Raw genomic sequence first — 26,536 nt, forward strand, 5'->3', positions numbered from 1 at the left:
CATTGACATAAAAGCTACGTCTAACATCATTCATGAGGAAATCGCGGTGACTCGAAAAAAACAAATAATACTTCCGATTGTCATCTTACTAGTTGGGGCAGTGATCTTTTTCGCTTTATCAAGTATGAAAAAGCCACCAGAGGAAAAACCTAAAGTTGATAATACACCTATTGTTGCGGTAGAAGAAATTTCTGTGGCTCCTTTAACATTAACGGTAGAGTCATACGGTGTGGTAACACCAAAATATGAAATTGAATTAGTGGCACAAGTTAGCGGTCAAATCGTTGAACTTTCTGAAAAGTTTGTTCGCGGAGGCTTTGTAACGAAAGGGCAAATACTCGCACGTATTGACCCCAGTGATTATCAAGCAGCGTTAATCGATGCGCAAGCTACTTTGGCTTCAGCAACCGCTTCATTACAAGAAGAAGTGGCACGTGGCAAGGTTGCAGAAGAAGAGTGGAAACGCATTCAAAATGCTTCACCCACAGCGCTTAGTCTTCGTAAGCCGCAATTAGCTCAGGAAAAAGCAAGGGTCAAAGCAGCAAAAGCAAGTGTTTTGCGTGCAGAAAGAAATCTTGAACGCACCTACTTAAAAGCACCGTTTGATGCCATGATTGAGTCTCGCCATATTGGCCTTGGGGCATTTGTTGCTACGGGCAGTAATATTGGCAAAATGCTAGGTACTGAAACGGCTGAAATAAGACTACCTGTTGCGGATAATCAACTGCAGTTTTTAGTTAATCAAGGTGAAGCAGCAACAGTGAATTTAGAAGGTGACTTTTCGGGCCAAAAACAAGTATGGCAGGCAAATATAGCACGAAGTGAAGGGGTCATTGATGACACCAGTAGAATGAGCTATTTAGTTGCTGAAGTTGTAGACCCTTATGGCTTAAAAACTACATCAGACGTCATTCCGCTTCGTTTTGGTTCTTATGTAAATGCTAAAGTTTTAGGCAAAGAGTTAGCGATGGCAACATCAGTGCCAAGGCATTTAGTCAACAAAGATCGCGTAGCGTTGTTAAACAAAGATTCAACATTAAAATTTGTTGATATTGAAATTGTTAGTCAAGACGGCGCCAATGTGATTGTTGCTAATGGCTTAAAAACAGGTGATCGTATGATCATTTCTGCATTAGATTACCCTATTGATGGTATGAAATTGTCTTTAGCGGGTGAGGATGTTGATCTACCAGAAGCTGATGTTAACGAAGACGCGCAAATCGCAAGCGTTAAGGATTAGATTATGGATGATACTAATAAAGGCTTAATCGCTTGGTTTACGCGTAATAGCGTAGCCGCTAATTTGTTAATGGCATTCATCATTATTGGTGGATTATTAACAACATTAACTATCAATAAACAAATGTTCCCTCAAGTTAAAATCAACTGGATAGAGTTTAGTGCTCCCTATCCTGGTGCAGCACCACAAGAAGTGGAAGAAGGGATCACAATAAAAATTGAAGAAGCGTTAGAAACAGTTCAAGGACTAGAACGTGTTATCACCTATTCAAACCGTAACTTTTCACGTGGCTATTTTCGTGTTGATGAAAGTTACGATCCTCAAGTCGTATTAGAAGAAGTTAAGTCAGCGATTGATTCGATACCTAGCTTTCCTGATGGCATGGAGCGCCCTACAGTTGAACGTATAAAGTTTCGTCAAGAAGTACTTTATATCGCGCTGTATGGTGATTTATCAAGCGCTGAATTAAAAGAATTAGGACGTAGTATTCATGATGAAATACAACAACTACCTAGTGTCAATATTTCTGAATTTTATGGTGGGTTAGGCTATGAAATTTCGATAGGAGTTAGTAAAGATAAGTTAAGAGAGTATGGCTTAAGCTTCAATGATGTTGCACGTGCAGTTAGGGGCCAGTCGCGTAATATGTCAGCGGGTCAAATTCGTGCTGAAAATGGTTACATTAATTTACGTGTTGAAAATCAAGCATATCGCGGTCATGAATTTGAGCGTATTCCTGTTTTAACCTTATCCGACGGCACCAAAGTAATGCTTGGTGATATCGCAACGATCAATGATGGTTTTCAAGAAGGCATTCAATACTCTAAATTTAATGGCATGAATTCAGCGACCTTTTTTATTGGCGCCGCTGATAACCAAAGTATTACTAATGTCGCAAAAGTTATTCATAAATACATTGATCAAAAGCAAGAGCAATTACCTGCTGGTGTAAAGTTAGAGCCTTGGGTTGATTTAACGTATTACTTACAAGGCCGTTTGGACATGATGTTAGAAAACATGTTCAGTGGCGCTATCTTAGTTTTCTTGATGTTGGCATTGTTTTTAAGAATGCGTTTAGCCTTCTGGGTAATGATGGGTTTACCAGTGTGTTTCTTAGGAACTATCCTTGTTATGCCGATGGAGTTTGTCAATGTAACGATTAACATCACCAGTTTATTTGCCTTTATTTTAGTGCTGGGGATCGTTGTTGATGATGCTATTGTCATGGGAGAAAGTGCCCATACTGAAATGGAAGAAAAAGGTCATACCACGGAAAATGTTATACGCGGTGTTAAACGTGTAGCCATGCCAGCTACTTTCGGTGTGCTCACAACAATAGCGGTATTTGTGCCTTTTGTTTTGGGAGATGGACCTGCCTCAGCGTTCAATAAGTCTATAGGTTTCGTGGTTATCTTTTGTTTATTATTTTCATTGGTGGAATCTAAGCTGATTTTACCGGCGCATTTAGCCAATATGAAAGTGAAGAAATTTAACGCTAAGAATCCGATGGATAGGGCTCGTCGTTGGATTGATACCAAATTATCTACATTTATTGAGAACGTATATCGTCCATCATTAGAAAAGTTTTTAGGGTATAGGTATGCTGTATTAGCCGTATTCTTTGCTGTTATTTTATTAAGTGCAGGATTGTTTTCAGGTGGTTTTGTACGCTTTGTTGGTCAACCAAAAATTCCACATGACTTCCCGCGTATATCTGTCGAAATGAATGTTGACTCTTCAGAAAAAGCAACATTAAACACGTTACTACGTATAGAAGATATTCTGACAACTGTTGATAATAAAATTTTATCAGAGCATGGCAACGCGATGATTGCTGATATGAATGTTCGACTAAACGGACGAACTCGCGGTGAAATTACAGTGAAACTGGTTGAGCCTGAATTACGTGCGATGGACACTTTCGAACTAGCAGAATTATGGCGCGCAGCAATACCAACGATGCCTGGCGTTAAATCTTTTGCCATTGATGATAATTTATTTGGCAGTGGTCGTGAAGATGGTGACATCAGCTTCCGTTTAGAAAGCCAAAGTGATGAACAGTTGCTCGCCGCAGCAGAAGAATTGAAAGCGAAGCTTAATTCATTAAAAGGTGTAGGCGATGTGAATGATAGTCGTCAAACGAGTGCGAAAGAGGTTCAGTTTACCTTAAAGCCATTAGCTCATAGTATGGGGTTAAGCCTGCAAGATATTGCTTCACAAGTGAGTTATAGTTTCTATGGCTTAGAAGCACAACGTATTTTACGTGACACTGAAGAAATTAAAGTGATGATTCGTTATCCATTAGCAGAGCGTAATTCTGTGGGACAAGTGGAAGATGTGATGATTCAAGCATCAAATGGTGCTGAATTACCTTTGTCAGAATTAGCAGATATTTCCGTTAAGCAAGGGGTGACCAGTATACGACGTGAAAATGGAAATCGTACAATAAACGTGTGGGCGAGTGTTGATGCTGATCAAGTCGAACCATTTAAAGTTGCGAACGATATTCGAGAAAACTTTATTCCCCAGTTAAAGCGTAAATACCCACAGCTCAACTCTGAGTTAACAGGGCGTATCCAAGAGGAAATGGATAGCTTTATCGATCAACTGAAAGGGTTTGTTATTTCAATGTTAGTGGTGTATTCGTTATTGGCTATCCCTTTAAAGTCTTATTCTCAACCCATTATGATTATGATTGTTATACCGTTTGGTGTAATCGGTTCAACCTTTGGTCATTTGATGTTAGGCATGGACCTTAACGCATTATCTTTATTTGGTATCATTGCCGCTGCAGGTGTAGTTGTTAATGATTCTCTGGTAATGGTTGATTATGTCAATAATTCACGTAGACAAGGAATTCCACTGAAACAAGCGGTGGTTCATGCCGGTACAAAACGTTTTAGAGCCATTATGCTGACATCTATCACTACGTTTATTGGCTTAGTTCCGATTGTATTCTTTGAAACGAGTATGCAAGCTCAAATTGTTATACCGATGGCAGTGTCTCTATCCTTTGGTGTATTGTTCGCTACGGTAGTAACACTAATATTGATACCGACGTTATATGTGGTTTTTGAAGATTTGAAGCGCTTAGTACGTCGTAAAAAAGCAGTAGACTCGAAAGATATTAATTCAAAGCTTTCAGTAGAAGCGGTAAAAAATACTTAACGATAAATACGGTACTAATTCGTAATAAGTAAAGATAAAGTCGGCGTTAAGCCGGCTTTTTGCTTTCTGCCTTTTCTCGTTCAAACGGGTTTTTAATAATGTGTTCGTATCGCCAAAAGCTGAACAATAGCTGTGTTATAAAAACACGATTTTCATTAATGACGTTGAATAGTGTTGGTGGCATAGTTCAGGGTTATAGCGTGTTTAAAACCTGTAGAAACGCTATTAATCGAAGTGTTAATAATCAAGATAATTCCCAATAACCTTCACCGTGTATTTTTTGAGAGCTTTACTGTTTAAGTAATAACATTGCGTGTGAAAAACCGCTGCTGGAAAATATCTACGGCCTATAAAGCCCTACAATAAATCGACGTTATTCGAGACAATCACCTTATTTCTTCCCTGTGCTTTTGCGGTATACAGCGCAACATCAGCTCTTTCTATAAGCTCTGCAATTGTTTCATTTTCTTTTTGAGCTAGGCCAAAACTCGCGGTAAGTTTAATGTTTTGAACAAAATTATGTTCGGCAATGAGCTGTCGTAAATCTTCTGCCAGTTCATTGGCTTCCAGTACTTTAGTGTTCGGACAAATTAACAAAAATTCTTCGCCGCCCCATCGAGCCAGGAAGTCAGATGTTCGACAGTTTTCACTAATAAGTTTTACAAAGTCTTTTAAAATAATGTCACCAATATTGTGTCCGTAGCGATCATTTAGTGGTTTAAAATGGTCTATATCGATAAACATCAATGACATAACTTTTATTTCATTGGTAAAAATGTGTTCAATACCTTTGCGGTTTAGTGCGCCGGTTAATGGATCTCTTTCAGCTAAATCTTTTAATTCTTGAGATTCCACGTTCAATAATCTATTCAGTTGTTTTAGTTCAAAAGCACGTTGCTCGGCATTTTTTAATTTAGCTTTAGAACGGTATAAATTCATAATTAGGCCAATTATTGCCGTGAAAACCCACATAGCAATAATGAAAGTAAACACTTGCTTATTAGTAAATACCTTACCGGTAAACTCAACTTTATCGATTTCTATTTGGTAATGACCAGGGGAAATACTATTGCCTGTGGCAACCTCTACAACGAGAACTTGGTCAAACTCTGGACCTGCATACTCAATCGGGATTTCTTTTTCCCATAACCACCAGGTGGCTACTTGCATGGCGTTCAATGGAATATCAACGGGGTATTGGTTCTTTCTTGGCCAATACTCAATACCATTATATTTCCAAGTGCTGTCATCGTTGGGGAGTGAATAGTTCTGATTATAAGAACGAACTTGAAAGCGAAAGCTCGCTTTATTTTCGCCAATATATTTGGCATAAACATGTGCGGTGCTATAACTTGATAAGTCAATTGGTTGTGACGGCATATTGTGAGCATCAACGCCAATAGAAAAAGTGATTTCGCAGAAGGGCCAAGCATAATCAGATTCAATGATATGGCAGTCGAGTAAATATTTATTACCTTTAGTGTGTAAACTGGCCTTGGATTTACCGCCGTTTGCGGTATCACTGATGGCAAAGGTTCGATACGGAGATTTTGTATCTAGCGTGAATGTTTTATTTAATGAAAAGCTATGTAAACCAATAACAACAAAGGTTAAGGAGATTAGAGCAAGTATAACTATGTTGTCGAATTTTTCAGTCTGCATCATTAAATTTTCTAGCTATAAATTAATACATCCTTATAGAAATTGACGTAAAAGTCCATAATTTACTGTTTTAAGTTTACGCATATATTGCATGTTTAAACAGCTGTTTTTGTTTTTTTGTTTGATTTATTTGTACCTATATTAATTCACTATACTCACGTATGATTATAGGTACAGTAGCTAATTAGGTGGCGTTAACAATCATGAGAGGGTGTTCTGGTTGAAAGATAAATATCGCATTCGTATTCCAAGCTCTATTTTACTATGTTTATTGCTCGCTATTTTTACACGTGTTGTTGTCGCAAAAATGGAAGTTAGTGTCGATCAGCGTGATACAAATAATGATTACGTGTTAATGGATGAAGATATATATCGTGACCCATGGTCAGCCTATCAAACCCTGCTACAACACCAACCCTCTGAAGTTGAAGAAAAGCGTTACCAATGGTGGTTAATCCGTAAAGCACAGTCAGAGAACTTACTGTATTTTTATGAAAAATTTGAACAAACGTTAACGATATTAACACCTCTGTTATCTGACCAAACTGATCATGCAATTAAAGCGTATTTTTATTATTTTTCTGGCTTAACCGAGCAGCGGAAAGGCAACTATAAACAAGCAAGAAGCTTATTTAACCGTGGAATGACCTTGGCTAAAGGTATTGAGTTAAATCAGGTATATATAAGAGCTAAGCAAGAACTTGCGTATACCTACAGTTTAGCAGACTTATACGATACTTCTCTGAAAGACTTACAAGAGGCTTTTGTTGAAGCTTTTGCGATGGAAGATCATTTCTTGATTGCGACAATTAATGAAACTTATGGCGCAATTTATGGTTATATGAGTCAATATCAAAAATCCATTGAATATTATCAAAAGGCTTTAGATACCTATGAACTGTTAGGGTATCAAGCACATGTCGCTGAAGCGATATATGGCTTGGCTACGACGTTTAGATATTGGAAAAAATATGACCAAGCGATTTCGCTTTTTAAACGTTACCAAAAGAAAGTTAATTATACGCCTAACGAGCATCTTTCCTATTTTTCTGCTTATGGATTAGGTATGAGCTATGCTGAAAAGGGGGATTGTCAGCAGGCACTTAGCTATATTGAACAAGCACTTAATTTAAATGGACTTGAAGATTATGATGCAGAACTTTATAAGCGTAAAGCGAGTTGTCATATCCAAAGAAGAGAGCTTGAAAAAGCTGAAACAGCAATAGAATCTTCCGAAGCTATTTTTGCAACAATGCCTGAATTAACAAATACAGCATGGCAACTTGAAAATCAGAAAATTCGCGGACATTTGGCCTTTGCTCGCGAAGATTATAAGCAAGCCTATCAACTGATAACATCTTATTATCAAGCATATAGCCAAGTATTAATCAATAACTCTACCAGCAGAGTCAATAATATTAGAGCGTCTCTCGAACTAGAGCGGCAAGAAGTTGAAGAAGCTTTGTCTAAACAGCGACAAAAGGCATCGACGTTAGCAAATAAAAATAGGGAGCAAAAAGCGCTACAGCAAAGTTATTTTATCGTGTTCTTAATCACATTACTGACTATTGTAACAGTCGTTTTAACATACCAATTCAAGAATAACCGTAGAATAACAGCATTAACAAGAGTAGATGCATTAACCGGACTCTACAATCGACGCTTTTGCTTTGAATCGTTAGAGGTTTTATTGGCGAAAACAAAGGTTGATAAAGGTGCTTTTACGATCATACTGTTTGATATTGATGATTTCAAAGCTGTCAATGATGTATATGGCCACCCAGTGGGCGATCAAGTATTGATTGAAGTTGCTCAAATAGCACGTGAAAGCTCTCGCCCAGGGGATATTGTTGCTCGGATTGGTGGCGAAGAGTTTATGTGTATTTTGCCACGCACAGATAATGAACAAGGTGTGAATGTGGCGGAAAGGATCCGACAAAATGTTGCTGGTTTCATTTTTAATAGTGAAAAAGATCAAGGCCTTAATATTACAGCTAGTTTCGGTGTTTGTACTTCAACTAAATCTGAGGTAAATGCGAAAACATTATATGCAAATGCGGATAAAGCGCTTTACCAGGCTAAACAATCAGGTAAAAACAGCGTTAAAGATGGCAGTAGTAATGAAATATAGAAGTCCGCTTGATGTATATTGTATAGCTTAATTAAATCTTCATATTTAACAAATAGAAAAACAATAATGGATTTACTAACTATCCCTGTTTTTGACGTTTAACGAGACTAATCAAAGCAACGAAAGAGAACATTGTAGCATTGGCTGAACAATATAATGTATCAGTTGCTAACTATATCGTAAGAGCCGGTAGTACAGATCAAGTGATTATTGATGTTGCTACCGAAACTAATGCAGGAATTGTGGTTATTGGTACTGTGGGTCGAACAAGATTAAAAGGGAAGTTAATTGGAAACATCGCAGTATTTTGAGTATTTTAAAAATCCATGTATTAGCGATTAAGCCTGAATAAAACAGACACAATGATAAAGTATGGGGTTATCATTGTGGTGCGTAAATCATGCTGTTAAGTGATACAAACTCCCTCATAGAGAGATAGATCAAAGTGCTAGATCAATGACCATTTCCTTTAGTTCTTCTTTGGAAATTGAATTATCATGATTTGTGTCAAACCGCTTAAAAATACTTTCACACATTCTAATACCTTTATCTTGTAAAAGTACGTCAATTAATTCAACAAATTCACTTCTGCTGATCTCACCATCTTTGTCTTCATCAAAGACTTCAAATAATTCGTCTACCCACTGATTTAAATCCATCAGGTGTCCTTAAATTCAATTACATCTAACTAGACTTTATCGCTAATTGGAGCCGATGTGAATGTTTATTTTAATTTTTCATAGCTTTAAATAGCAAATGTTTGAATAGTGCACAATTTATTAAAACCCAATACAAACACTATGAAATTAAACTCATCAACCAGTTAACAAATAAGAGAAACGGAACTGAGTATTGATAAACAACCTGTTTGCTTATTTCTTGTATTGATAGTCACTAAAATTAATTTTGAATAATGCTTGTACAAATAAATTAAGTTATTTATAGTGAGTATACTGTATACAATATATTTATTTGTAGTCTAGCTTATAAGTAATTGTTATACAGTTGATCTCTGAGGTTTAAGCGCTAAGAAAGCTCCCCTATTGCTTTCTTAGTGCTTACTTTTACCAAGCCGCAGTCTTCGTGCGGCTTTTTTTTAGAGATCTATGGAGTACATTGTTTCACGACCTGAAAGTGGTTTAATTGTGAACTGATGAAAAACTCATAGGTATTGAATAACCACAAAGGTTACTTTTATTCCGATACTCGTTCTATTAAGGCCCACCATAAGTGATTATTGACAGGTGTTTGTTCAAGAGTGATATGATAAAAAAGTATCATAGTTTGCAATAATGGCTTTATGTAAAGGAGAGATGATTAAATCATTTTCTTGAGTGGAGAGTTTCAGAATTTCTTAGATAAACAATAGGTCTGTGATAACGCACTTAGTTTCATATAATGTTTATTTTGTAAGTCGTAAGTGACGTATTTAATGACAGCTGCTTTAACGCCAGTATCCATCATATTCATTGATATCTTATTTTAGTTTTTCAGCATTGATATCATAATTCCCAAAATTGAGTTGTATTAACGACATCCTCAACGCTTTTACCTGTTTATTTGCTGCAACAGTTTGAATAATGTCGCATAAAATGTGGTTGCAAAATAAAAAATTGCGCTCACGGCTAGAAAAATATTCAAGCTTTCACGGGGCAAAAGCATAAATTTAAGCTGAGATGTTAGCTGTTCAATTATGCAAGTGCTTGTTATGCTTAATCGGTTTCTTTGAGTGTATTTCGTTTGTTTTTCAATTGGTTAGTGTTTCCTTATTAAAGTATTTCACGCTCTGCTATAAATTTCTTACATTTTTTGTAATAAAACAATTATAGCTAAGACTAACTGCCTAAGTTTTTAGAAGGAATAACAAAATGACAGTACCTTGGAAAAGTATTGCGGTGATGGGCTTAGTAACAATATCTAGCCTATCGAAAGCCAGCGATGAAAAATTATCACTAAACGATTGCCATCTTGAGGGAATTACTCAATTGGTGCAATGTGGCAAACTTGAAGTACCTGAAAATTATACTAATAAAACAGGTGATACCATCTCAATTAATTTTGCGGTACTGCCTGCCATTGATAATAGTCAAAAAAATGAGCCATTAATGTTTTTGGCAGGGGGGCCCGGTCAAGCAGCAGTGAGTTTAGCTGGCGGATTATATAAAGCATTTAATGAAGTTAGAAAAACCCGCGATTTAATCTTAGTTGATCAACGTGGTACGGGGGAATCAAATCCACTTCAATGTGAAAATGCAGAGCAGCTTGATCCATACACCAATTTACCATCTGATTTTTCTGTAGAAGAAATAAAGCAATGTTTAACGCAATTAGAAGGCGATTTATCGCAATATAACTCTGAGAATGCCATCCGAGATTTTGACGCTGTTCGTGCCGCATTGGGCCACGAAAAGATAGCGATATACGGTGGTTCTTATGGTACTCGTGCAGGCCTAGTTTATATGCGTATGTTCCCTGATTCTTTAACCTCTGTTATTTTAGACAGTGTTGGGCCAATTGAAGTACCTATTGGGCTCTTTGGTAAAAGTGCAGAGCGATCGTTTAATATGTTACTTGAAAATTGTCGCGCTGAAGAAAGTTGCCAAAATGCCTATCCGAATCTAGCGCAAGAATTTGAACAAGTGAAAGCAGAGCTTGCTAAAAAACCAATTACTGTTTCGCTACCTCATCCAAGGTTAGGTACGCCAATGTCAATGAAAGTTGATGAGCAAAAATTTGTTTCAACTATTTTCTCACAACTTTATTCTGTTGACTTGCGCTCACTGGTACCATTAATTATTCATCAAGCGTCATTAGGAAATTATGCACCTTTAGCTGGTCTTACAGCCGCAGGTGATGTTGGCGAAGGGATGTTCCTTGGTTTAACATTCAACATTCTTTGTAATGAAGATGTACCAAGAGTTACTGATGCGATGTGGCAAGATGATGCGAGTAATACGTTTAATGGGAGTATTAGTCAGTATGGTTTAAAACTCGCGTGTCCAGTTTGGCCTACTTATCAGGTCTCAACAGATTTTACTTTGCCGGTAGATGCGGATATCCCCACGCTGATTATATCAGGTGACTTAGATCCTGTTACACCGCCAAGTAACGCTGAATATTCAGATAGAACCTTGCCAAACAGTAAACACATTATTATGCCTAACAGCTCACATACACCAGGGGTTCAACCTTGTGCAATGGGAATGATCAGTGAATTCTTAACCACCCAAAACCCAAATGATCTCGATGACTCTTGTCTTACAGATATTCCAGCAGAATCATTTATGACCAGCCTAAACGGCGGAGTATAAGGAAATATTATGATTGAAGTACATGAACTACATAAAACTTTTAAGTCTAAGAAGCAGTCTGTTACCGCATTAGATGGTTTATCATTTCAGGCAAATGATGGTGAAATCACGGGGATTTTAGGTCCGAATGGCGCAGGTAAAACAACGTGTTTACGTACATTGTATGGTTTGCTTGCTGCAGATCAGGGCTACGCAAAAATTGATGGAGTAGCTGTGACGGAAAACCCATTACAAGCAAGAGCTAAGCTTGGCATATTCCCTGATAAATTTGGTTTGTATGAACGTTTAACCGCTTATGAACAAATTGATTACTTCGCGAGTTTACATGGTATGCACGGTGAGCAAAAAAAACAGGCGATAGAGAAAATTCTAACAGATCTTGATATGCAAGAGCTGGCGCATCGTAAGTCGGCGGGTTTTTCTCAAGGCCAGCGGATGAAAGTAACCCTTGCACAGGCACTAGTGCATCAGCCGCAAAACTTTGTATTAGATGAGCCCACTCGTGGCCTAGATGTAATGAGTACGCGTGTGTTACGCACTTACCTTAATAAGTTTAAAGAAAAAGGCCATTGTATTTTATTTTCATCTCATGTGATGCAAGAAGTTGCAGCGCTATGTGATCGTGTGGTTATTGTGGCGAATGGCAAATTAGCTGCTCAAGGTACACCTCAAGAGCTATGTGATTTAGCAGGTGAAACGTTATTAGAAGAAGCCTTTGTAAAATTAATCGGCTCAGACGAAGGGGTAGCAGCATGATCCAGTTTAAAGCGTTATTAATAAAAGAATTAAAAGAAGCTTTTCGTGACAAACGTGCCTTAATGGTAGCACTAAGTATGGGTTTACTTATGCCTGTATTTATTATGGTTTTTTCAAAGTTTGCCATCAATGAAGCTGTTGATAACCCACCAATTTATGTGAAAATCACAGGGGCTGAATATGCACCAAAATTAATGAAATCGTTTACCGACAATAATATTCTCCCTTTTGCAGAAGTACCTGAAGATAAAAAACGTCAGTGGGATGAATATAATGTTGAATTGATCATTCCTGATAACTTTGCTAACAACTTACGTGAAGGTCACCCAATAGATTTAACTCTACGAGCTGATTATAGCGAAAAGTCGTTGAATGCACCTATACGTCGCATTAAGGATGAGGTTCGCCAACATTCATTAAGCATCGGCTATAAACGTTTATTAGTCCGTGGTATAGACGTAAAGCTATTGCGACCGATTAATTTACAAGAGCAAGATACATCAGCACCAACAAGTAATGCGGTGATTATTACTTTAATGTTAGGTTTATATCTAATGATGGGCGCATTTGTTTCTGGTCAATCAATTTCTGTCGATTCAAGTGCCGGTGAGCGTGAGCGAAACGTGCTAGAACTATTATTATGTCAACCTGTTAAAACATATAAAATAGTGTTAGCTAAATTGATTTGTTCAAGCTTAATCGCCACAATTTCTGTGACCTTAATGTTGAGCTTAACCACGGTATCAGTAAGCTTTGTTGATTTAGCAAAAATCGGAGCAACTTTCAGCTTAGATGTTTCAACATTCATAGCGTTACTTATGCTGCTGATCCCATTATGTTTCTTGGCATCATCATTACAGTTGTTTTTTGCATTCCAAGCAAAATCTTTTAAAGAAGCACAATCAACTGTAGCAATGCTAATTATGGTTCCTGCTATGGTTCCGTTAGCGATGATGATGATGGATAACAAACCGGCATGGGTTGAATGGGCACCAATTTCAGCACAATCTATATTAATGGAAGATTTGTTTAAAGGTTTACCTGTGGATTGGAGTGCGCTTTTGGTTAGCACTGCTGCAACACTCGCCTTGACTGCTGCATTAGTGGTAGGAATGTCGAAACGCTTGAAGTCCGAAAAAGTAATTATGTCTTTAAGTTAAATGATAGTTGGTGATCTGTGAATAAAGCGTTAAAATTGCCCGCATTAAAACAAGATTGCTTTTTAACAGCAACGCATGGGAATTCTTACGTTTTGGATCATCAACAAACTTTTACGCAGTGGATGACGGAGCATGAAAAGTTGCTTCGTCATATTATCACGGGTTTTGAAGCTAAGCCGGCTTTACAAGATGAACTCTTTCAAGAAATTGCTTTAAATATATGGCGAGCATTACCCTCGTTTAGGCATGACTCGGCAGTTAAAACCTTTGTTGCACGAATTGCACATAATGTATTAGCAACACATGTTGCTAAAGCCGTTCGTACTGTAAAGGCTGATCACGATCTTAGTGATATGCCGCATGAGATAGAAAAAGATCATCAACAACCCACCCCCTTTCAGTCTTTAGATCAACAGCAGCGTCAGCAAAAATTAGCGCAGGCTATACGTCAATTAAAATTGGATCAACAGCAAGTAATAACGCTTGCACTAGAAGGGATGAGTTACCAAGAAATTGCAGACGTACTATCTATTAGTACTAATTTAGTGGGAGTTAGGCTTCAACGCGCTAAAGCCTCATTGAGTAAGATACTCGGAGCACACTCATAATGACTGCAAATAACAATGAACCTGATAACAACATGAATCAAGATAACGATACTGACACTTCATTTATCGATGAACAATGGCAGGAATTGGCGAAAGATTGGCAGCAGCAACCAACAGAAAAAGCTGATATTAAAAAGCTACTTAAAGAAACAAAACGAAGAACACGTAAAGCGAAATGCTTATTCTGGGGAAATGTAGTTGCAACCATAGGGCTTTTATTTGGTGCCATGTATGGCACATTGATTGAAGATTCTTGGGAAAGATCATTTCTGAGTTACATGTGGGGCAGTTTCGTACTTTCAGTTGTTTTCTGTTATTACGAATATAAAATCAGACAAACAGCCTGGCAACAAATCAATGATAGCCCAGAAAATGCGGTTAATAACGCGATAAAAGGTATTGAGTCTTCATTAAGTTATATTCGTTTAACGAAATGGTCTTGTTTACCCTTTGGACTATTAGCTAACTTTTTTGTTTATGAAACAGCACTTAATGCGGAAAAACCGGCAATGAACGGTTTAATTACCATTAATATACTTATTGTTCTTATGTTTGCTATTACTCATTGGTTTGGACTAAAACGCCAAAAAGAGCTTAAAGCAATGATTGCTAAAACAAAGAATAATTAACCGATTATATTGTCTTGACCATATTAAATTCGGTTTTAATTCTTTAATCCTGAATTTAATATGTTGTTCTTTGGTTTTTTATTCGATATATTACTTCAATAGCGAATATGATCTCGCAAAAGAAAACTTTTACCGCATATAGCACAAAGAGCAATCGATATATTTCATTAAAAAATGAAATAACTGCATCGGGTTTTTGCGTATACTTTAGCGCATGATTCAGGCAAAATATGCGGCAATTAATTTAGACAACCCTCCAGCAAATGCCTCGTATTGTGCAAGGCCATGATGCTGAGAACTTGAGGTAAAAACATGCTTACTCGTGATATGAATATTGCTGACTTTGATGCTGAATTATGGCAATCAATGACTGACGAAACTACTCGTCAAGAAGAGCACATCGAACTAATTGCTTCTGAAAACTACTGTAGCCCTCGTGTACTTGAGGCACAAGGTTCTCAGTTAACTAATAAATATGCTGAAGGTTACCCTGGCAAGCGTTACTACGGTGGCTGTGAATTTGTAGATAAAGCTGAAGCACTTGCGATTGAACGTGCGAAAGCATTATTTGGTGCTGATTATGCCAATGTGCAACCGCACGCTGGTTCTCAAGCAAATGCTGCTGTATTTCAAGCACTTGTAACGCCTGGCGGTAAAGTTCTTGGTATGAGCTTGGCGCATGGCGGTCATTTAACACATGGTGCACACGTTAACTTTTCCGGTAAATCTTATGAAGCGATTCAATATGGTTTAGACCCTGAAACCGGTGATATTGACTACGCTGAAATGGAACGTTTAGCACAAGAACACAAACCGGAAATGATCATTGGCGGTTTTTCTGCATTCTCTGGAATCGTTGACTGGGCGCGCATGCGTAAAATTGCAGATAGCATCGGTGCTTACTTTATGGTTGATATGGCACATGTTGCAGGTTTAGTTGCTGCGGGCCTTTATCCAAACCCAGTTCCTCATGCACATGTTGTTACTACAACAACACACAAAACATTAGCTGGCCCACGTGGTGGGTTAATTGTTGCTGGCTGTGGCGATGAAGCTATTTACAAAAAGTTAAATTCAGCAGTATTTCCAGGAGGGCAAGGTGGCCCATTAATGCATGTGATTGCCGCTAAAGCCGTTGCATTTAAAGAAGCATTAGAGCCTGAATTTAAAGTATATCAACAACAAGTGTTAGATAACGCTAAAGCGATGGTTGAAGTGTTACAAGAGCGCGGTTACAAAGTTGTTTCTAATGGCACTGAAAACCATTTATTATTATTAGACTTAATTGATAAAGATATCACAGGTAAAGATGCTGATGCGGCGTTAGGTCGTGCGCACATTACCGTGAATAAAAACTCGGTACCAAATGATCCGCGTTCTCCTTTTGTTACTTCTGGCTTACGTTTAGGTACACCGGCAATTACTCGTCGTGGCTTCGGTGTAGAAGAAACTAAAGCATTAACAGGCTGGATCTGTGACATTCTTGATGATATCAATAACGAAGCAACAATCGCTACGGTACAAGAAAAAGTAAAAGAACTTTGTACTCGTTTACCGGTATATGCATAATTAAACTCTGTTTAAAAAGGTGAATAGATAAAAGCCTATTCACCTAAGTAGATTAAAGCCCAAAGGAAACTTTGGGCTTTTTAGTATTTGTCAGTTACTTCACGGATAAATTCCTTTAAAATAACCTCATCATTGTAAATAGTAGGAACAGGCATGTATTGCCCATTTTGTACGGCGACTGAAACTAAAGTGATAGATTCTCGTCTCGTGGCAGATGGCCACCAAATCAGACGACGTAGAGAATGTATTGCTTGCTTAGAACGCTTTACTACTTTTGAAATGGCTGAACTTGTTATGCCTCGTATTATCAAGCGAGATGGTTCGAGAGAACCGTATCATGAGGAAAAACTTCGCTCTGGTTTAATGCGTGCTTTAGAAAAGCGTCCTGTCAGTGTTGAACAAACTGAAAAAGCAATTAATCGATTAAAATCAAAATTGCGCGCAACTGGCGAACGAGAAGTTTCAAGTGAAATGCTGGGTAACCTAATTATGGAACAGTTGAAAAAGCTTGATAAGGTTGCTTATGTTCGTTTTGCATCTGTGTATCGTTCGTTTGAAGATATTCGCGAATTTGGCGAAGAAATTGCTCGTTTAGGTGATGATAACTAAGATGAGTTGTAACACCTTTACCCTTGATGATCACCGATATATGGCAAGAGCGATAGCACTTGCTAAAAAAGGGTTATATACCGTTTCACCTAATCCTCGCGTAGGTTGTGTGCTGGTGAAAAATGGAAAGGTGATTGGTGAAGGCTGGCATCAACAGGCCGGTTCTGCACATGCTGAAGTTAATGCACTGGCACAAGCCAAAAAACAGGCAAAAGGGGCAACAGCGTATGTAACCTTAGAGCCTTGTTCACACTACGGAAGAACTCCACCTTGTGCTAAAGGGTTAATAGACGCTGGTGTGGTAAAAGTAATTGCTGCCATGGTTGACCCAAATCCACAAGTTTCTGGTAATGGTTTAGCAATGTTAGCGCAAGCAGGCATAGAAACCGCCTATGGTTTACTTGAAGCTGATGCTCGAGCACTTAACGTGGGGTTTATCACGTTAATGACCCAACAAAAGCCCTATGTTCGTTGTAAACTTGCAGCCAGTTTAGATGGCAAAACAGCGATGTCTTCGGGTGAAAGTAAATGGATCACCTCAAATGACGCTCGTTGTGATGTACAGCAACTTAGAGCGCAGAGTTGCGCGGTAATTAGTGGTGCTGATTCCATCTTGCATGACAACGCACGCATGACTGTACGTTGGTCTGAGTTAGGCGAAATTAAACATCATTATGCAGACCAACAAGTTCGGCAACCTGTTCGCGTTGTTATCGATTCAAAAAACCGTTTAACTCCAGATTTAGCACTGTTTGACACTGCATCACCTGTGTTGATATTAACGACTAAACTTGAAAACAGGCATCAATGGCCGCATTTCGTAGAGCATATTTGTGTTAAACAATCACAATGTGGTCACTATGTTGATTTAAGCGCAGCGTTGAAAGTACTAGCGGATAAAGGTTTAAATGACGTTTTAATTGAGTCGGGTATGCAATTAGCGGGCGCATTCATTGAGCAAAATTTGGTTGATGAATTAGTTCTCTATCAAGCGCCCAAGTTACTTGGCCATGCTGGAAAAGGGTTGGTGAATTTTTCTCATATTGATAAGTTAACACAAGCAAAATCATTACATATTCAAGATGTTACTCGAGTAGGTTGCGATATAAAAATTGTCGCACACTTTATTCATGACAATGTAAAAATAGAGAACTAGCATGTTTACTGGAATTATTGAAGCTATCGGCACGATCAAGCAAATACAAGTAGGGTCGCATGGTGCTCGAATTGTTATCGCAACAGGCAAACTAGATATGTCAGATGTAAAGCTTGGCGATTCAATAGCAACCAATGGTATTTGTTTAACTGTGGTTGCTTTTGATAGCACAAGCTTCAGTGCCGATGTTTCTACAGAAACACTCTCACGTACCGGGTTTGCTCATTATCAAGCGAACCAACAGGTAAACTTAGAAAAGGCCATGTTACCTACAACACGATTTGGAGGCCATATTGTTTCTGGACATGTTGATGCCGTTGTTTGTATCACCCAGATCAATAAGGCTGGAAATAGTACTGATTATTGGCTTGAAATGACCGATGATGTTGCCCCCTATATTGCGGAAAAAGGTTCTATTACCATCGATGGTGTAAGTTTAACGGTCAACTCAGTAGATACAACATCGTTTAGATTGACGATTGTTCCTCATACGTCGGAGCAAACTATTATGCCAAACTATCAGGTAGGTAGTCAGGTAAATATTGAAGTAGATGTAATGGCACGTTACATCGAGCGTTTATTGTTGAAAAAACAAGACAACAACACACAAACACTTGGCGTGACTGAATCTTTGTTACGCCAAAGTGGTTTTATTAAAAATTAAGAGGCTGTCATGAATTTACATACTCCGCAGGAGCTAATTGACGATATTAAACAGGGCAAAATGGTCATCCTAATGGATGACGAAGATCGCGAAAATGAAGGTGACTTCATCATGGCAGCGGAGCTTGTCACGCCTGAAGCAATTAATTTTATGGCAACACACGGGCGTGGTTTAATTTGTATGCCTATGACCATCGAACGCTGTAAAAAATTAAACCTGCCTTTAATGGTCAGCAAAAATGATGCACAGTTTTCAACGAATTTTACGGTTTCAATTGAAGCTGCAGAAGGTGTTACAACAGGCATTTCAGCCGCAGATCGTGCTAAAACTGTATTAGCTGCAGTGTCTAAAGAAGCTAACCAACACTCTATCGTACAACCAGGGCATATTTTCCCTTTAATGGCGAAAGATGGTGGCGTACTGAATCGAGCAGGGCATACCGAAGCTGGTGTTGATTTGGCCAGGTTAGCAGGGTTAGAGCCTGCCTCTGTCATTGTTGAAATTCTAAATGAAGATGGCACCATGGCGCGCCGTCCGGATTTAGAGGTAATTGCTGAACGCCATGGCATTAAAATGGGGACGATTGCCGATCTAATAGAGTATCGTAATGCCAACGAAACAACGATTGAACGCGTTTCACAATGTAAATTACCTACTGCTTTCGGTGAGTTCGAACTTACTGTTTTTAAAGATACTATTGACGGCCAAGCACATTTTGCATTAACTAACGGAGTTATCGAACACGAAACCCCTACTTTAGTACGCGTGCACCTAGAGAATACCTTTAGAGATTTATTGTTTAGCCAACGAGAAAGCGTTGCTAAGTGGCCAATTGGTGATGCATTAGCACGAATAGGTAAAGAAGGTGGCGTATTAGTATTGCTGGGTAAGCATGAGTCGCCTGACGAGCTTATTACGCAAGTAAAAAAATACGCTAAGCTTGATGCTGGCGAAGAAGTTAAAGAAGTGCAGCGTCATATTGGCTCACGAAATGTTGGTGTTGGGTCACAAATTTTGGCTAACTTAGGAGTAGGTAAAATGCGCCTATTAAGCTCACAAGTAAAATATCATTCACTGTCAGGTTTTGGCCTAGAGGTTGTGGAATATATTAATGAAGAATAGCGTTAATTATTCTGTTTGTTAACACGTACTTAATGGACGCCTTTTGTCGCTCAGTTGTCAACAAAAGGCGTTTTTTTATCATCAAGATAGTGCGCGTGGTAATATTGCTTTAAGCGTATTTTTTCTTCCCCTTCGTACCAACGTAAACGCGGTGCTAAATAATTAGCTTGTTTTACTTCTTGTGCTAATAACTGATTAATGCGATGAATAACTTGTTTTCCCCAAGCATTATCTGAACATGCAAAGTGTACGGGTAAATAGTTGCTCGATGAGAGTTCGTCTAATGAGATTGTTGAATAATTACTTGAAAGTCCCAGCATATGTTTAGCGTAATTTACCACAGGCGGATATTCTATTAACATATCGAAACGTCGACGAAAAAACATACGTATCAAGCTGTTATAGTTGTTTTGCCAAACAACACGGTTATCTGTTAAATGCATAGCTAGAATATCATTAATGACTTTTGGATAGCGTTGCGTGGCGACACCTATCCTTGTATCACCCGCTTTGAGTATAGAGGCTAAGGAAGCAGAAGGCTGATACTTCAAACTGGGAAAATCATCTTGATGATAAATAAGTTGATGGGGTAATAAAAAACTATTTGTGTGTGATAGTAATGCGGGAGTATTAGACAGTGCGGAAGGTGAGCATACTTTGGTTTTTTTGGTAAATTCTCGACGTAAACGCTGTGTATTCATCACCACTTTTTTATGGTGGTACGATGGCATTTGCAAGATTATTTGATCAAGCAAACTATCGTAAATTCCTTGTCCTTTATCGGGCCCTTGTAAAATATAAAAGGGTGGCCAATCGACTATTCGCCATATAATGGTTTCTTTAGCTTGTGCGCAAGCATGAAAAAACGTTAATACGATGCCAGTCAGAAAAAGTTTATTAATCAATACAGCAACTTATTTGTTATAGATTATCGTAAAGGGTGTAACCATACGCTATCAGAGCGTTTGGTTACATTCAACATTTGAATAACAAAACGAGGCTTTATTTTAATTGCGCCGGATCACGTCTGTGCTGTGTTGCTTGTTCGTAACTGTATGCCGCTTCTATTAATGTACCTTCTTGTAAAAAACCTCCAATGAACGATATACCAACCGGTAAATGCTTAACAAAGCCCATAGGCACGGTGATATGTGGATAACCAGCTATTGCCGGAGCGCTTGAAGCAGCACCAAGATAATGGTCTCCGTTTACATGATCAATTTTCCAAGCAGGGCCTGTTGTTGGAGCAACTAACAGATCTAATTTGTGATCGTTTAATAACTTATCTATGCCATCTTTTTGTGTCGCTTGTTTAGCACTTTTTAATGCCGTGAGATAATCTTGAGCAGTTAATGCGGCTTTTGACTGGGCCATTTGCATTATTTCTTGGGCAAAATGTGGCATCACTTTTTCAGCATTTTTTTGGTTAAACTCAATGATCGCTTCCAGTGATTTGGGTAACCCTTCCGCTGTACTTGCTAAGTATGAGTTTAGATCTGCTTTAAATTCATAGAGTAATACTTCAAATTCATTGCCACCCCATGTATCTTTAGTCTCAAAAGTAACCTCATCGACAATGATTGCGCCTTGGGCACGAAGGTCTTTTATTGCTTGTTCGAAGGTATTATCTAATTGATTGTGATATCCCGTTAAATTTCTAACTACACCAATTCGTTTACCAGCCAAACCGTCTTTTTTAAGATGCTTTACATAATCAATTGTTGAATCAACAGGTGCTGGGTCGTGTTTATCAATAGCAGTCATAGCGCTTAGCATAATAACGGCATCGCTTACTGTTTGTGCCATAGGGCCTGCGGTATCTTGGCTATGTGCAATAGGAATAATGCCACTACGACTCACCGTACCGAGAGTAGGTTTGATGCCGACAATACCGTTAATTGCAGCCGGACAGGTAACTGAACCATCGGTTTCAGTTCCAACGGCTAAAACAGCAAAATCTGCAGCGATAGCAACACCAGAGCCTGAACTTGAGCCACATGGACTACGTGTTACATCGTGTGCATTTTTAGTCTGGCCATACATACTGCTCCAGCCACTAGATGAAGACGTAGAGCGGAAGTTTGCCCATTCGCTCAGGTTAGTTTTGCCAAGAATAATAGCACCAGCCTTGAGCAACTGTTTGACTAAGAATGCATTATTGGCTGGAAAATGTTCTTTAAGTGCTAATGAGCCTGCGCTATTTGACATATCATCTGTGGTATCAATATTATCTTTCAATAACACAGGAATACCGTGAAGTGGGCCGGTTAATCCTTTTTGTTTAAATTGTTCGTCTAAGTCTTTTGCACGGGCAAGGGCATGTGGATTAATTTGCGAAACAGCATTTAGTGCAAGGCCTTGTTTATCGTATTTTTTGATACGTGCTAAATACTGCTTAACCAATTGCTCGCTAGTAAGCGTTCCTTGTTTAAACTGTTGGTGTATGGTGGTAATTTTTGTTTCTGTGGCAGGTAGGGTATTTGTATTTGCTTGTGTAGAAAATATCTGAACTAACAAAAATAGTATAACAGTGAGTATGCGCATGGTGATCCTTAATTATTATTTTGTTTTTTATAACGTAGCGCATGGCTTATTGTCTAGAAAATTGAAAAAATAAGTGCACGACGGAAAGTGAGAATTGTGCAACTAGAGTTACAATAAAACGTTGTGCTTTCGTCTTGATACCAAGGGTATTAGCACAACGTTTTTAATTGATTAGGTGAGAAAGGCGTTGATTTTAGCGATAATTCCTTCGGAGTCTAAACCCAATTCCTGGTGGATTTCCTGTTGACTGCCGTGTTTAATAAATTTATCAGGTAACCCAATATTTAAGATACTGACTTGAATTTTATTTTTAAGTAAGTACTCATTAACTGCTGAACCGGCACCACCTGCTATTGCATTGTCTTCGACCGTCACAATCACATCATGTTGTTGTGCAATTGTTTCAAGTAATTGTTCATCAAGCGGTTTTACAAAGCGCATATCAACAAGTGTTGCATCAAAATGTGTTGCCGCAATGTTAGCTTCTTTGAGCATGGTACCAAAATTAAGAATAGCTACTTTATTGCCTTCGCTGATAAGTTTCGCTTTACCTATTTCAATTGTTTCGGTTAATGCAGGTAATTCAACACCAATAGCATTACCTCTAGGATAGCGAACTGCCGCAGGTTGATTGGCTTTATGACCGGTTGTTAGCATTAATTGGCATTCACGTTCATCTGAGGGTGTCATGATGATTAAATTAGGAATACAGCGCATAAAACTAAGATCAAAGGCCCCTTGATGTGTAGGACCATCTGCGCCAACAATACCTGCTCTATCTATTGCAAATAATACCGGCAAATTTTGTATAGCAATATCGTGAATTAATTGATCGTAACCCCGTTGAAGAAAACTTGAATAGATGGCGACAATCGCGTTATTCCCACCAATAGCAAGCCCCGCAGCAAAGGTGACAGCATGCTGCTCTGCAATGGCAACATCGTAATATTTGTCAGGAAAACGCTGACTAAACTCAACCATACCGGAACCTTCACGCATAGCTGGCGTTATAGCTGCTAGTTTTTCATCCACTTCAGCCATTTTACATAACCAATCACCAAAAATTTTCGAATAGGTAGGTAAGCTTGGTGGGCTTTTCGGTAAACCGGTTTCAGACGGGTTAAATTTTGGTACAGCATGATACTTAATTGGATCTTGCTCTGCTGCTTGGAAGCCTTTACCTTTTTTAGTGGCAATATGCAGTATTTGCGGCCCTTTAAGGTTGCGCATGTTACTAATGGTGTTGACTAAGCCGGTAACGTCGTGCCCGTCAATTGGGCCAATATAATTAAACCCTAATTCTTCAAAAAAGGTGCTGGGCACAACCATACCTTTTAAGTGCTCTTCAGCGCGACTTGCAAGTTCTTTAATCGGCGGAATATTATTTAATAAGCGTTTACTGCCTTCTCTAAATCCCGTGTAAAAGCTACCCGATAGCATTTTGGCTAAATGATTATTTAACGCGCCAACATTTTCAGAAATCGACATTTCGTTATCGTTTAAAATCACCAACATATCTTTGTGAATATCACCAGCATGGTTTAATGCTTCAAATGCCATTCCGGCAGTCATGGCACCATCACCTATTACAGCCACAACTTTTCTATTTTTTCCTTCCTTCTCTGCTGCTACGGCTAATCCTAGTGCTGCTGAAATTGAAGTACTTGAATGACCAACACTAAGCACATCATATTCACTTTCTTCACGCCAAGGAAATGGGTGAAGCCCCTCTTTTTGACGAATAGTATGGAGCTGATCACGCCTGCCGGTAAGAATTTTATGTGGGTATGCTTGATGGCCAACATCCCAAATTAAATGATCAAAAGGCGTATTGTAAACATAGTGCAAAGCAACCGTTAATTCTATTGTGCCGAGGCCAGAGGCAAAATGACCACTACTTTTGCTGACAGAGTTAAGCAAATAGCGACGTAACTCATCACTGGCATTTGGTAATTGATCGGGCGATAACTTACGCAAATTATCAGGCGTATCAATTTTTGAAAGTAGCGGGTAATCGTTTAGATTTATCGTCATAGTTGTTCGTTTTAATAGAACCTAGCTCGTTCGTTGAATTATAAATGTCGCAAAGTCTGACAAATTTTGGGTATTGTAAGGCAATCTACGCAAAGCTTGAAGTGATTGTTGAAACAAGTCGTCTGCTTTTTGTTGCGCACCTTGTAAACCCAACAATGAAGGATAGGTACTTTTGTTTGCTTCTAGGTCAGAACCTGTCGGCTTTCCTAGCTCTTCTTCACTAGACGTTATATCAATAATATCATCGCGAACTTGATAAGCTAAGCCAACATGTTGTGCATATTCTTTTAGTGCCAGTTTTTCATCAGTTGTCACATTAGGTGCACATTCTGCTGCCATTAACACTGAGGCTTGCAATAAAGCGCCTGTTTTTAAATGATGCAGTTGTTCAAGTGCTGCAAGCGTAATGCTGCTATCAGTTGCGGAAAGATCTAAAGCTTGGCCACCACACATGCCTTGATAGCCAGCTGCATCAACCAGTAATTTCATTAAGGTTAACTGTTTTGCTTTTACCTGTTCTGAAAAAGGGTGGTTTACCAAAATATCAAACGCAAGTGTTTGTAAACTATCACCGGCAAGAATCGCGGTAGCTTCATTGAACGCTTTATGACAGGTTGGTTTACCGCGACGTAAATCATCGTCATCCATGGCGGGTAAGTCATCATGTAATAATGAATAGGCGTGAATGCACTCAATTGCTGCTGCAATTCCATCAATATCTTCTATTGAAGCGCCAAGAGACTCACCTGTAATATAAGCAAGAAATGGCCGCATGCGCTTACCACCAATGAGTAAACCGTAGCGCATGGCATCATGTAATTGTTGGTCATTAACGGCAATATTATCTAATGCGTTTATAAGGTATTGATCAATACGTTGTTGGTATTGAGGTAATCCTAACAAGTGTTGCACTGGCTATAGCTCGTTTGATTCAAATGTTTCTAACGCTGACTTTTCTTGTCGTTGCATCAAAATCTGCACTTTTTGTTCTGCGTCTTTTAGTTTTTCTTGGCTAACTTGGCTTAATGCCAAGCCGCGTTCAAATATGGACATTGAGTCTTCTAGATTCAATTCGCCTTTTTCAAGTTGATCAACAATTGTTTCAAGCTCTTTTAACGCTTCTTCAAAACTTAAGTTCTCAATTTTTTTACGTGCCATGATCTCGCTCAAACCGCGCCTTTTTATAAGTAACGCGCAAGATACCTTAGCTGTGCGCTTTGTTCAACTGAGCAACTAAATTACTTTCAATGAAATAAAGTGAAAATATTTGTTAAGTTATTGACAATATGGGCGATAATATAAGTATTCTCGTGATAGATTATAATGCAGTCGCGAATTAATACGCCTTAGGTTATTATCTTTATTGGGCTAGCAATTTAGCAACATTTTTTCGGAGGCTTGTGTGGATTTAGCTACGCTACTAGGAATTTTAGGTGCCATTGGGTTCGTGGTCATGGCAATGGTATTGGGGGGTGACATCAATATGTTTATTGATACCCAATCCATACTTATCGTATTTTGTGGCTCTACTTTTGTTGTACTTGCAAATTATAACCTTGGCCAATTTTTTGGTATTGGCAAGATTATGGGCAAGGCCTTTATGTTTAAAATTGAAAAGCCTGATGAGTTAATTGAAAAGTCGGTTGAAATGGCTGATGCTGCTCGTAAAGGTGGCTTTTTAGCTTTAGAGGAAGCTGAAATATCCAATGCCTTTATGCAAAAAGGTGTTGATATGCTGGTTGATGGCCACGACGCTGATGTTGTAAGAGGCACACTGCAAAAAGATATTAACTTAACAACAGAACGACATGAAACCGGTATAGGAATGCTGTCGGCATTAGCCGAAATTGCACCAGCAATGGGTATGATCGGTACACTAATTGGTCTGGTTGCGATGCTTTCAAATATGGATGATCCTAAAGCGATTGGCCCCGCAATGGCGGTTGCATTATTAACCACTCTTTATGGTGCTTTTTTGGCAAATGTCATTGCTATACCTATCGCGAATAAATTAAAACTACGTATGGCAGAAGAAAAGCTCAACCAAGAACTTATTTTAGATGCAGTGCTTGGCATTCAAGATGGGCAAAATCCGCGCGTAATTGAAGGGTTGTTGAAAAACTACCTTGCTGAAAGTAAACGAGCCGTTAATACAACAGAAGAGTAGGGAGTT

General features: G+C 38.6%; 22 protein-coding genes. 15 read left to right on the plus strand and 7 right to left on the minus strand.

The genetic code is table 11. From position 1 onward, the window contains the following. Positions 1-46 precede the first annotated feature (46 nt). Together Q4489_RS04795 and Q4489_RS04800 are read left to right on the plus strand one after the other, a co-directional pair. Positions 47-1,240, plus strand: coding sequence for an efflux RND transporter periplasmic adaptor subunit (locus tag Q4489_RS04795; RefSeq protein WP_303477766.1), 1,194 nt, complete (start codon positions 47-49; stop codon positions 1,238-1,240). 3 nt (positions 1,241-1,243) lie between these two features. Next, complete coding sequence (locus Q4489_RS04800; RefSeq protein ID WP_303477767.1) at positions 1,244-4,408, plus strand: efflux RND transporter permease subunit; 3,165 nt, start codon at positions 1,244-1,246, stop codon at positions 4,406-4,408. Between the two features lie 357 nt (positions 4,409-4,765). Here the strand turns inward: Q4489_RS04800 and Q4489_RS04805 are convergent, their stop codons facing one another. Next, positions 4,766-6,073, minus strand: coding sequence for a GGDEF domain-containing protein (locus Q4489_RS04805; RefSeq protein ID WP_303477768.1), 1,308 nt, complete (start codon positions 6,071-6,073; stop codon positions 4,766-4,768). Positions 6,074-6,290: 217 nt separating this feature from the next. On the opposite strand from Q4489_RS04805, the gene Q4489_RS04810 reads away from it, so the two are divergent. Continuing rightward, the gene (locus tag Q4489_RS04810; protein WP_303477769.1) at positions 6,291-8,201 is read left to right on the plus strand and encodes a GGDEF domain-containing protein; all 1,911 of its coding nucleotides are present in this window, start codon (positions 6,291-6,293) and stop codon (positions 8,199-8,201) included. A 140-nt stretch (positions 8,202-8,341) separates the two neighbouring features. Beyond that, a complete protein-coding gene (locus Q4489_RS04815) occupies positions 8,342-8,512 on the plus strand; it encodes a universal stress protein (RefSeq protein ID WP_303477770.1) in 171 nt (56 codons plus the stop codon). A gap of 129 nt (positions 8,513-8,641) precedes the next feature. On the opposite strand, the gene Q4489_RS04820 is transcribed toward Q4489_RS04815, so the two are convergent. Beyond that, positions 8,642-8,860, minus strand: coding sequence for an EF-hand domain-containing protein (locus tag Q4489_RS04820; RefSeq protein WP_074500331.1), 219 nt, complete (start codon positions 8,858-8,860; stop codon positions 8,642-8,644). A 1,209-nt stretch (positions 8,861-10,069) separates the two neighbouring features. On the opposite strand from Q4489_RS04820, the gene Q4489_RS04825 reads away from it, so the two are divergent. From Q4489_RS04825 to ribBA, 10 genes are all read left to right on the plus strand, one after another. Then, on the plus strand, positions 10,070-11,512 hold the full coding sequence (locus tag Q4489_RS04825; RefSeq protein ID WP_303477771.1) for an alpha/beta hydrolase: 1,443 nt from the start codon (positions 10,070-10,072) through the stop codon (positions 11,510-11,512). Between the two features lie 9 nt (positions 11,513-11,521). Further along, entirely contained in the window at positions 11,522-12,268 is a 747-nt protein-coding gene (locus Q4489_RS04830; RefSeq protein ID WP_303477772.1) for an ATP-binding cassette domain-containing protein, read from the plus strand. Beyond that, on the plus strand, positions 12,265-13,428 hold the full coding sequence (locus tag Q4489_RS04835; protein ID WP_303477773.1) for an ABC transporter permease: 1,164 nt from the start codon (positions 12,265-12,267) through the stop codon (positions 13,426-13,428). Before Q4489_RS04830 ends, Q4489_RS04835 begins: the two co-directional genes overlap by 4 nt. 17 nt (positions 13,429-13,445) lie before the next feature. Further along, the gene (locus tag Q4489_RS04840; RefSeq protein ID WP_303477774.1) at positions 13,446-14,036 is read left to right on the plus strand and encodes an RNA polymerase sigma factor; all 591 of its coding nucleotides are present in this window, start codon (positions 13,446-13,448) and stop codon (positions 14,034-14,036) included. Next, complete coding sequence (locus Q4489_RS04845) at positions 14,036-14,665, plus strand: hypothetical protein (protein WP_303477775.1); 630 nt, start codon at positions 14,036-14,038, stop codon at positions 14,663-14,665. The genes Q4489_RS04840 and Q4489_RS04845 overlap by 1 nt, the downstream gene beginning before the upstream one ends. A 312-nt stretch (positions 14,666-14,977) precedes the next feature. Continuing rightward, positions 14,978-16,234: a serine hydroxymethyltransferase gene (gene glyA, locus Q4489_RS04850; RefSeq protein WP_303477776.1), complete on the plus strand. Its 1,257-nt coding sequence runs from the start codon at positions 14,978-14,980 to the stop codon at positions 16,232-16,234. A 153-nt stretch (positions 16,235-16,387) separates the two neighbouring features. Then, the gene (gene nrdR / locus Q4489_RS04855; RefSeq protein WP_074500347.1) at positions 16,388-16,843 is read left to right on the plus strand and encodes a transcriptional regulator NrdR; all 456 of its coding nucleotides are present in this window, start codon (positions 16,388-16,390) and stop codon (positions 16,841-16,843) included. Between the two features lies 1 nt (position 16,844). Further along, on the plus strand, positions 16,845-17,999 hold the full coding sequence (gene ribD, locus Q4489_RS04860; RefSeq protein ID WP_303477777.1) for a bifunctional diaminohydroxyphosphoribosylaminopyrimidine deaminase/5-amino-6-(5-phosphoribosylamino)uracil reductase RibD: 1,155 nt from the start codon (positions 16,845-16,847) through the stop codon (positions 17,997-17,999). A gap of 1 nt (position 18,000) precedes the next feature. Further along, on the plus strand, positions 18,001-18,663 hold the full coding sequence (locus Q4489_RS04865) for a riboflavin synthase (protein ID WP_303477778.1): 663 nt from the start codon (positions 18,001-18,003) through the stop codon (positions 18,661-18,663). 9 nt (positions 18,664-18,672) lie between these two features. After that, on the plus strand, positions 18,673-19,785 hold the full coding sequence (gene ribBA, locus Q4489_RS04870) for a bifunctional 3,4-dihydroxy-2-butanone-4-phosphate synthase/GTP cyclohydrolase II (protein ID WP_303477780.1): 1,113 nt from the start codon (positions 18,673-18,675) through the stop codon (positions 19,783-19,785). Between the two features lie 50 nt (positions 19,786-19,835). Here the strand turns inward: ribBA and Q4489_RS04875 are convergent, their stop codons facing one another. The 5 genes from Q4489_RS04875 to xseB all read right to left on the minus strand — a co-directional run bounded on the left by Q4489_RS04875 (position 19,836) and on the right by xseB (position 25,521). Then, on the minus strand, positions 19,836-20,690 hold the full coding sequence (locus Q4489_RS04875) for a hypothetical protein (RefSeq protein WP_303477782.1): 855 nt from the start codon (positions 20,688-20,690) through the stop codon (positions 19,836-19,838). Between the two features lie 97 nt (positions 20,691-20,787). Next, a complete protein-coding gene (locus Q4489_RS04880; protein WP_303477783.1) occupies positions 20,788-22,329 on the minus strand; it encodes an amidase in 1,542 nt (513 codons plus the stop codon). Between the two features lie 171 nt (positions 22,330-22,500). After that, positions 22,501-24,363 carry a 1-deoxy-D-xylulose-5-phosphate synthase gene (dxs, locus tag Q4489_RS04885; RefSeq protein ID WP_303477784.1) on the minus strand — a complete coding sequence of 621 codons (1,863 nt, stop codon included), beginning with the start codon at positions 24,361-24,363 and terminating at the stop codon, positions 22,501-22,503. A gap of 21 nt (positions 24,364-24,384) precedes the next feature. After that, a complete protein-coding gene (gene ispA / locus Q4489_RS04890; RefSeq protein ID WP_303477785.1) occupies positions 24,385-25,275 on the minus strand; it encodes a (2E,6E)-farnesyl diphosphate synthase in 891 nt (296 codons plus the stop codon). Between the two features lie 3 nt (positions 25,276-25,278). After that, positions 25,279-25,521 (minus strand): exodeoxyribonuclease VII small subunit, encoded by a 243-nt coding sequence (xseB, locus tag Q4489_RS04895; protein WP_303477786.1) that lies wholly within the window; start codon positions 25,519-25,521, stop codon positions 25,279-25,281. A 244-nt stretch (positions 25,522-25,765) separates the two neighbouring features. On the opposite strand from xseB, the gene pomA reads away from it, so the two are divergent. Continuing rightward, on the plus strand, positions 25,766-26,530 hold the full coding sequence (gene pomA / locus Q4489_RS04900) for a flagellar motor protein PomA (protein ID WP_074500368.1): 765 nt from the start codon (positions 25,766-25,768) through the stop codon (positions 26,528-26,530). Positions 26,531-26,536: the final 6 nt, after the last annotated feature.

The organism is Thalassotalea sp. 1_MG-2023 (assembly GCF_030546745.1).
Taxonomy (GTDB): domain Bacteria; phylum Pseudomonadota; class Gammaproteobacteria; order Enterobacterales; family Alteromonadaceae; genus Thalassotalea_C.

Coding starts and splice junctions, on each gene's coding strand:
- Q4489_RS04800 (WP_303477767.1), top strand. CDS start 1,244: ATGGATGATACTAATAAAGGCTTAATCGCTTGGTTTACGCGTAATAGC.
- Q4489_RS04805 (WP_303477768.1), bottom strand. CDS start 6,073: ATGATGCAGACTGAAAAATTCGACAACATAGTTATACTTGCTCTAATC.
- Q4489_RS04820 (WP_074500331.1), bottom strand. CDS start 8,860: ATGGATTTAAATCAGTGGGTAGACGAATTATTTGAAGTCTTTGATGAA.
- Q4489_RS04825 (WP_303477771.1), top strand. CDS start 10,070: ATGACAGTACCTTGGAAAAGTATTGCGGTGATGGGCTTAGTAACAATA.
- Q4489_RS04830 (WP_303477772.1), top strand. CDS start 11,522: ATGATTGAAGTACATGAACTACATAAAACTTTTAAGTCTAAGAAGCAG.
- Q4489_RS04835 (WP_303477773.1), top strand. CDS start 12,265: ATGATCCAGTTTAAAGCGTTATTAATAAAAGAATTAAAAGAAGCTTTT.
- Q4489_RS04845 (WP_303477775.1), top strand. CDS start 14,036: ATGACTGCAAATAACAATGAACCTGATAACAACATGAATCAAGATAAC.
- glyA (WP_303477776.1), top strand. CDS start 14,978: ATGCTTACTCGTGATATGAATATTGCTGACTTTGATGCTGAATTATGG.
- nrdR (WP_074500347.1), top strand. CDS start 16,388: ATGTATTGCCCATTTTGTACGGCGACTGAAACTAAAGTGATAGATTCT.
- ribD (WP_303477777.1), top strand. CDS start 16,845: ATGAGTTGTAACACCTTTACCCTTGATGATCACCGATATATGGCAAGA.
- Q4489_RS04865 (WP_303477778.1), top strand. CDS start 18,001: ATGTTTACTGGAATTATTGAAGCTATCGGCACGATCAAGCAAATACAA.
- ribBA (WP_303477780.1), top strand. CDS start 18,673: ATGAATTTACATACTCCGCAGGAGCTAATTGACGATATTAAACAGGGC.
- Q4489_RS04880 (WP_303477783.1), bottom strand. CDS start 22,329: ATGCGCATACTCACTGTTATACTATTTTTGTTAGTTCAGATATTTTCT.
- dxs (WP_303477784.1), bottom strand. CDS start 24,363: ATGACGATAAATCTAAACGATTACCCGCTACTTTCAAAAATTGATACG.
- xseB (WP_303477786.1), bottom strand. CDS start 25,521: ATGGCACGTAAAAAAATTGAGAACTTAAGTTTTGAAGAAGCGTTAAAA.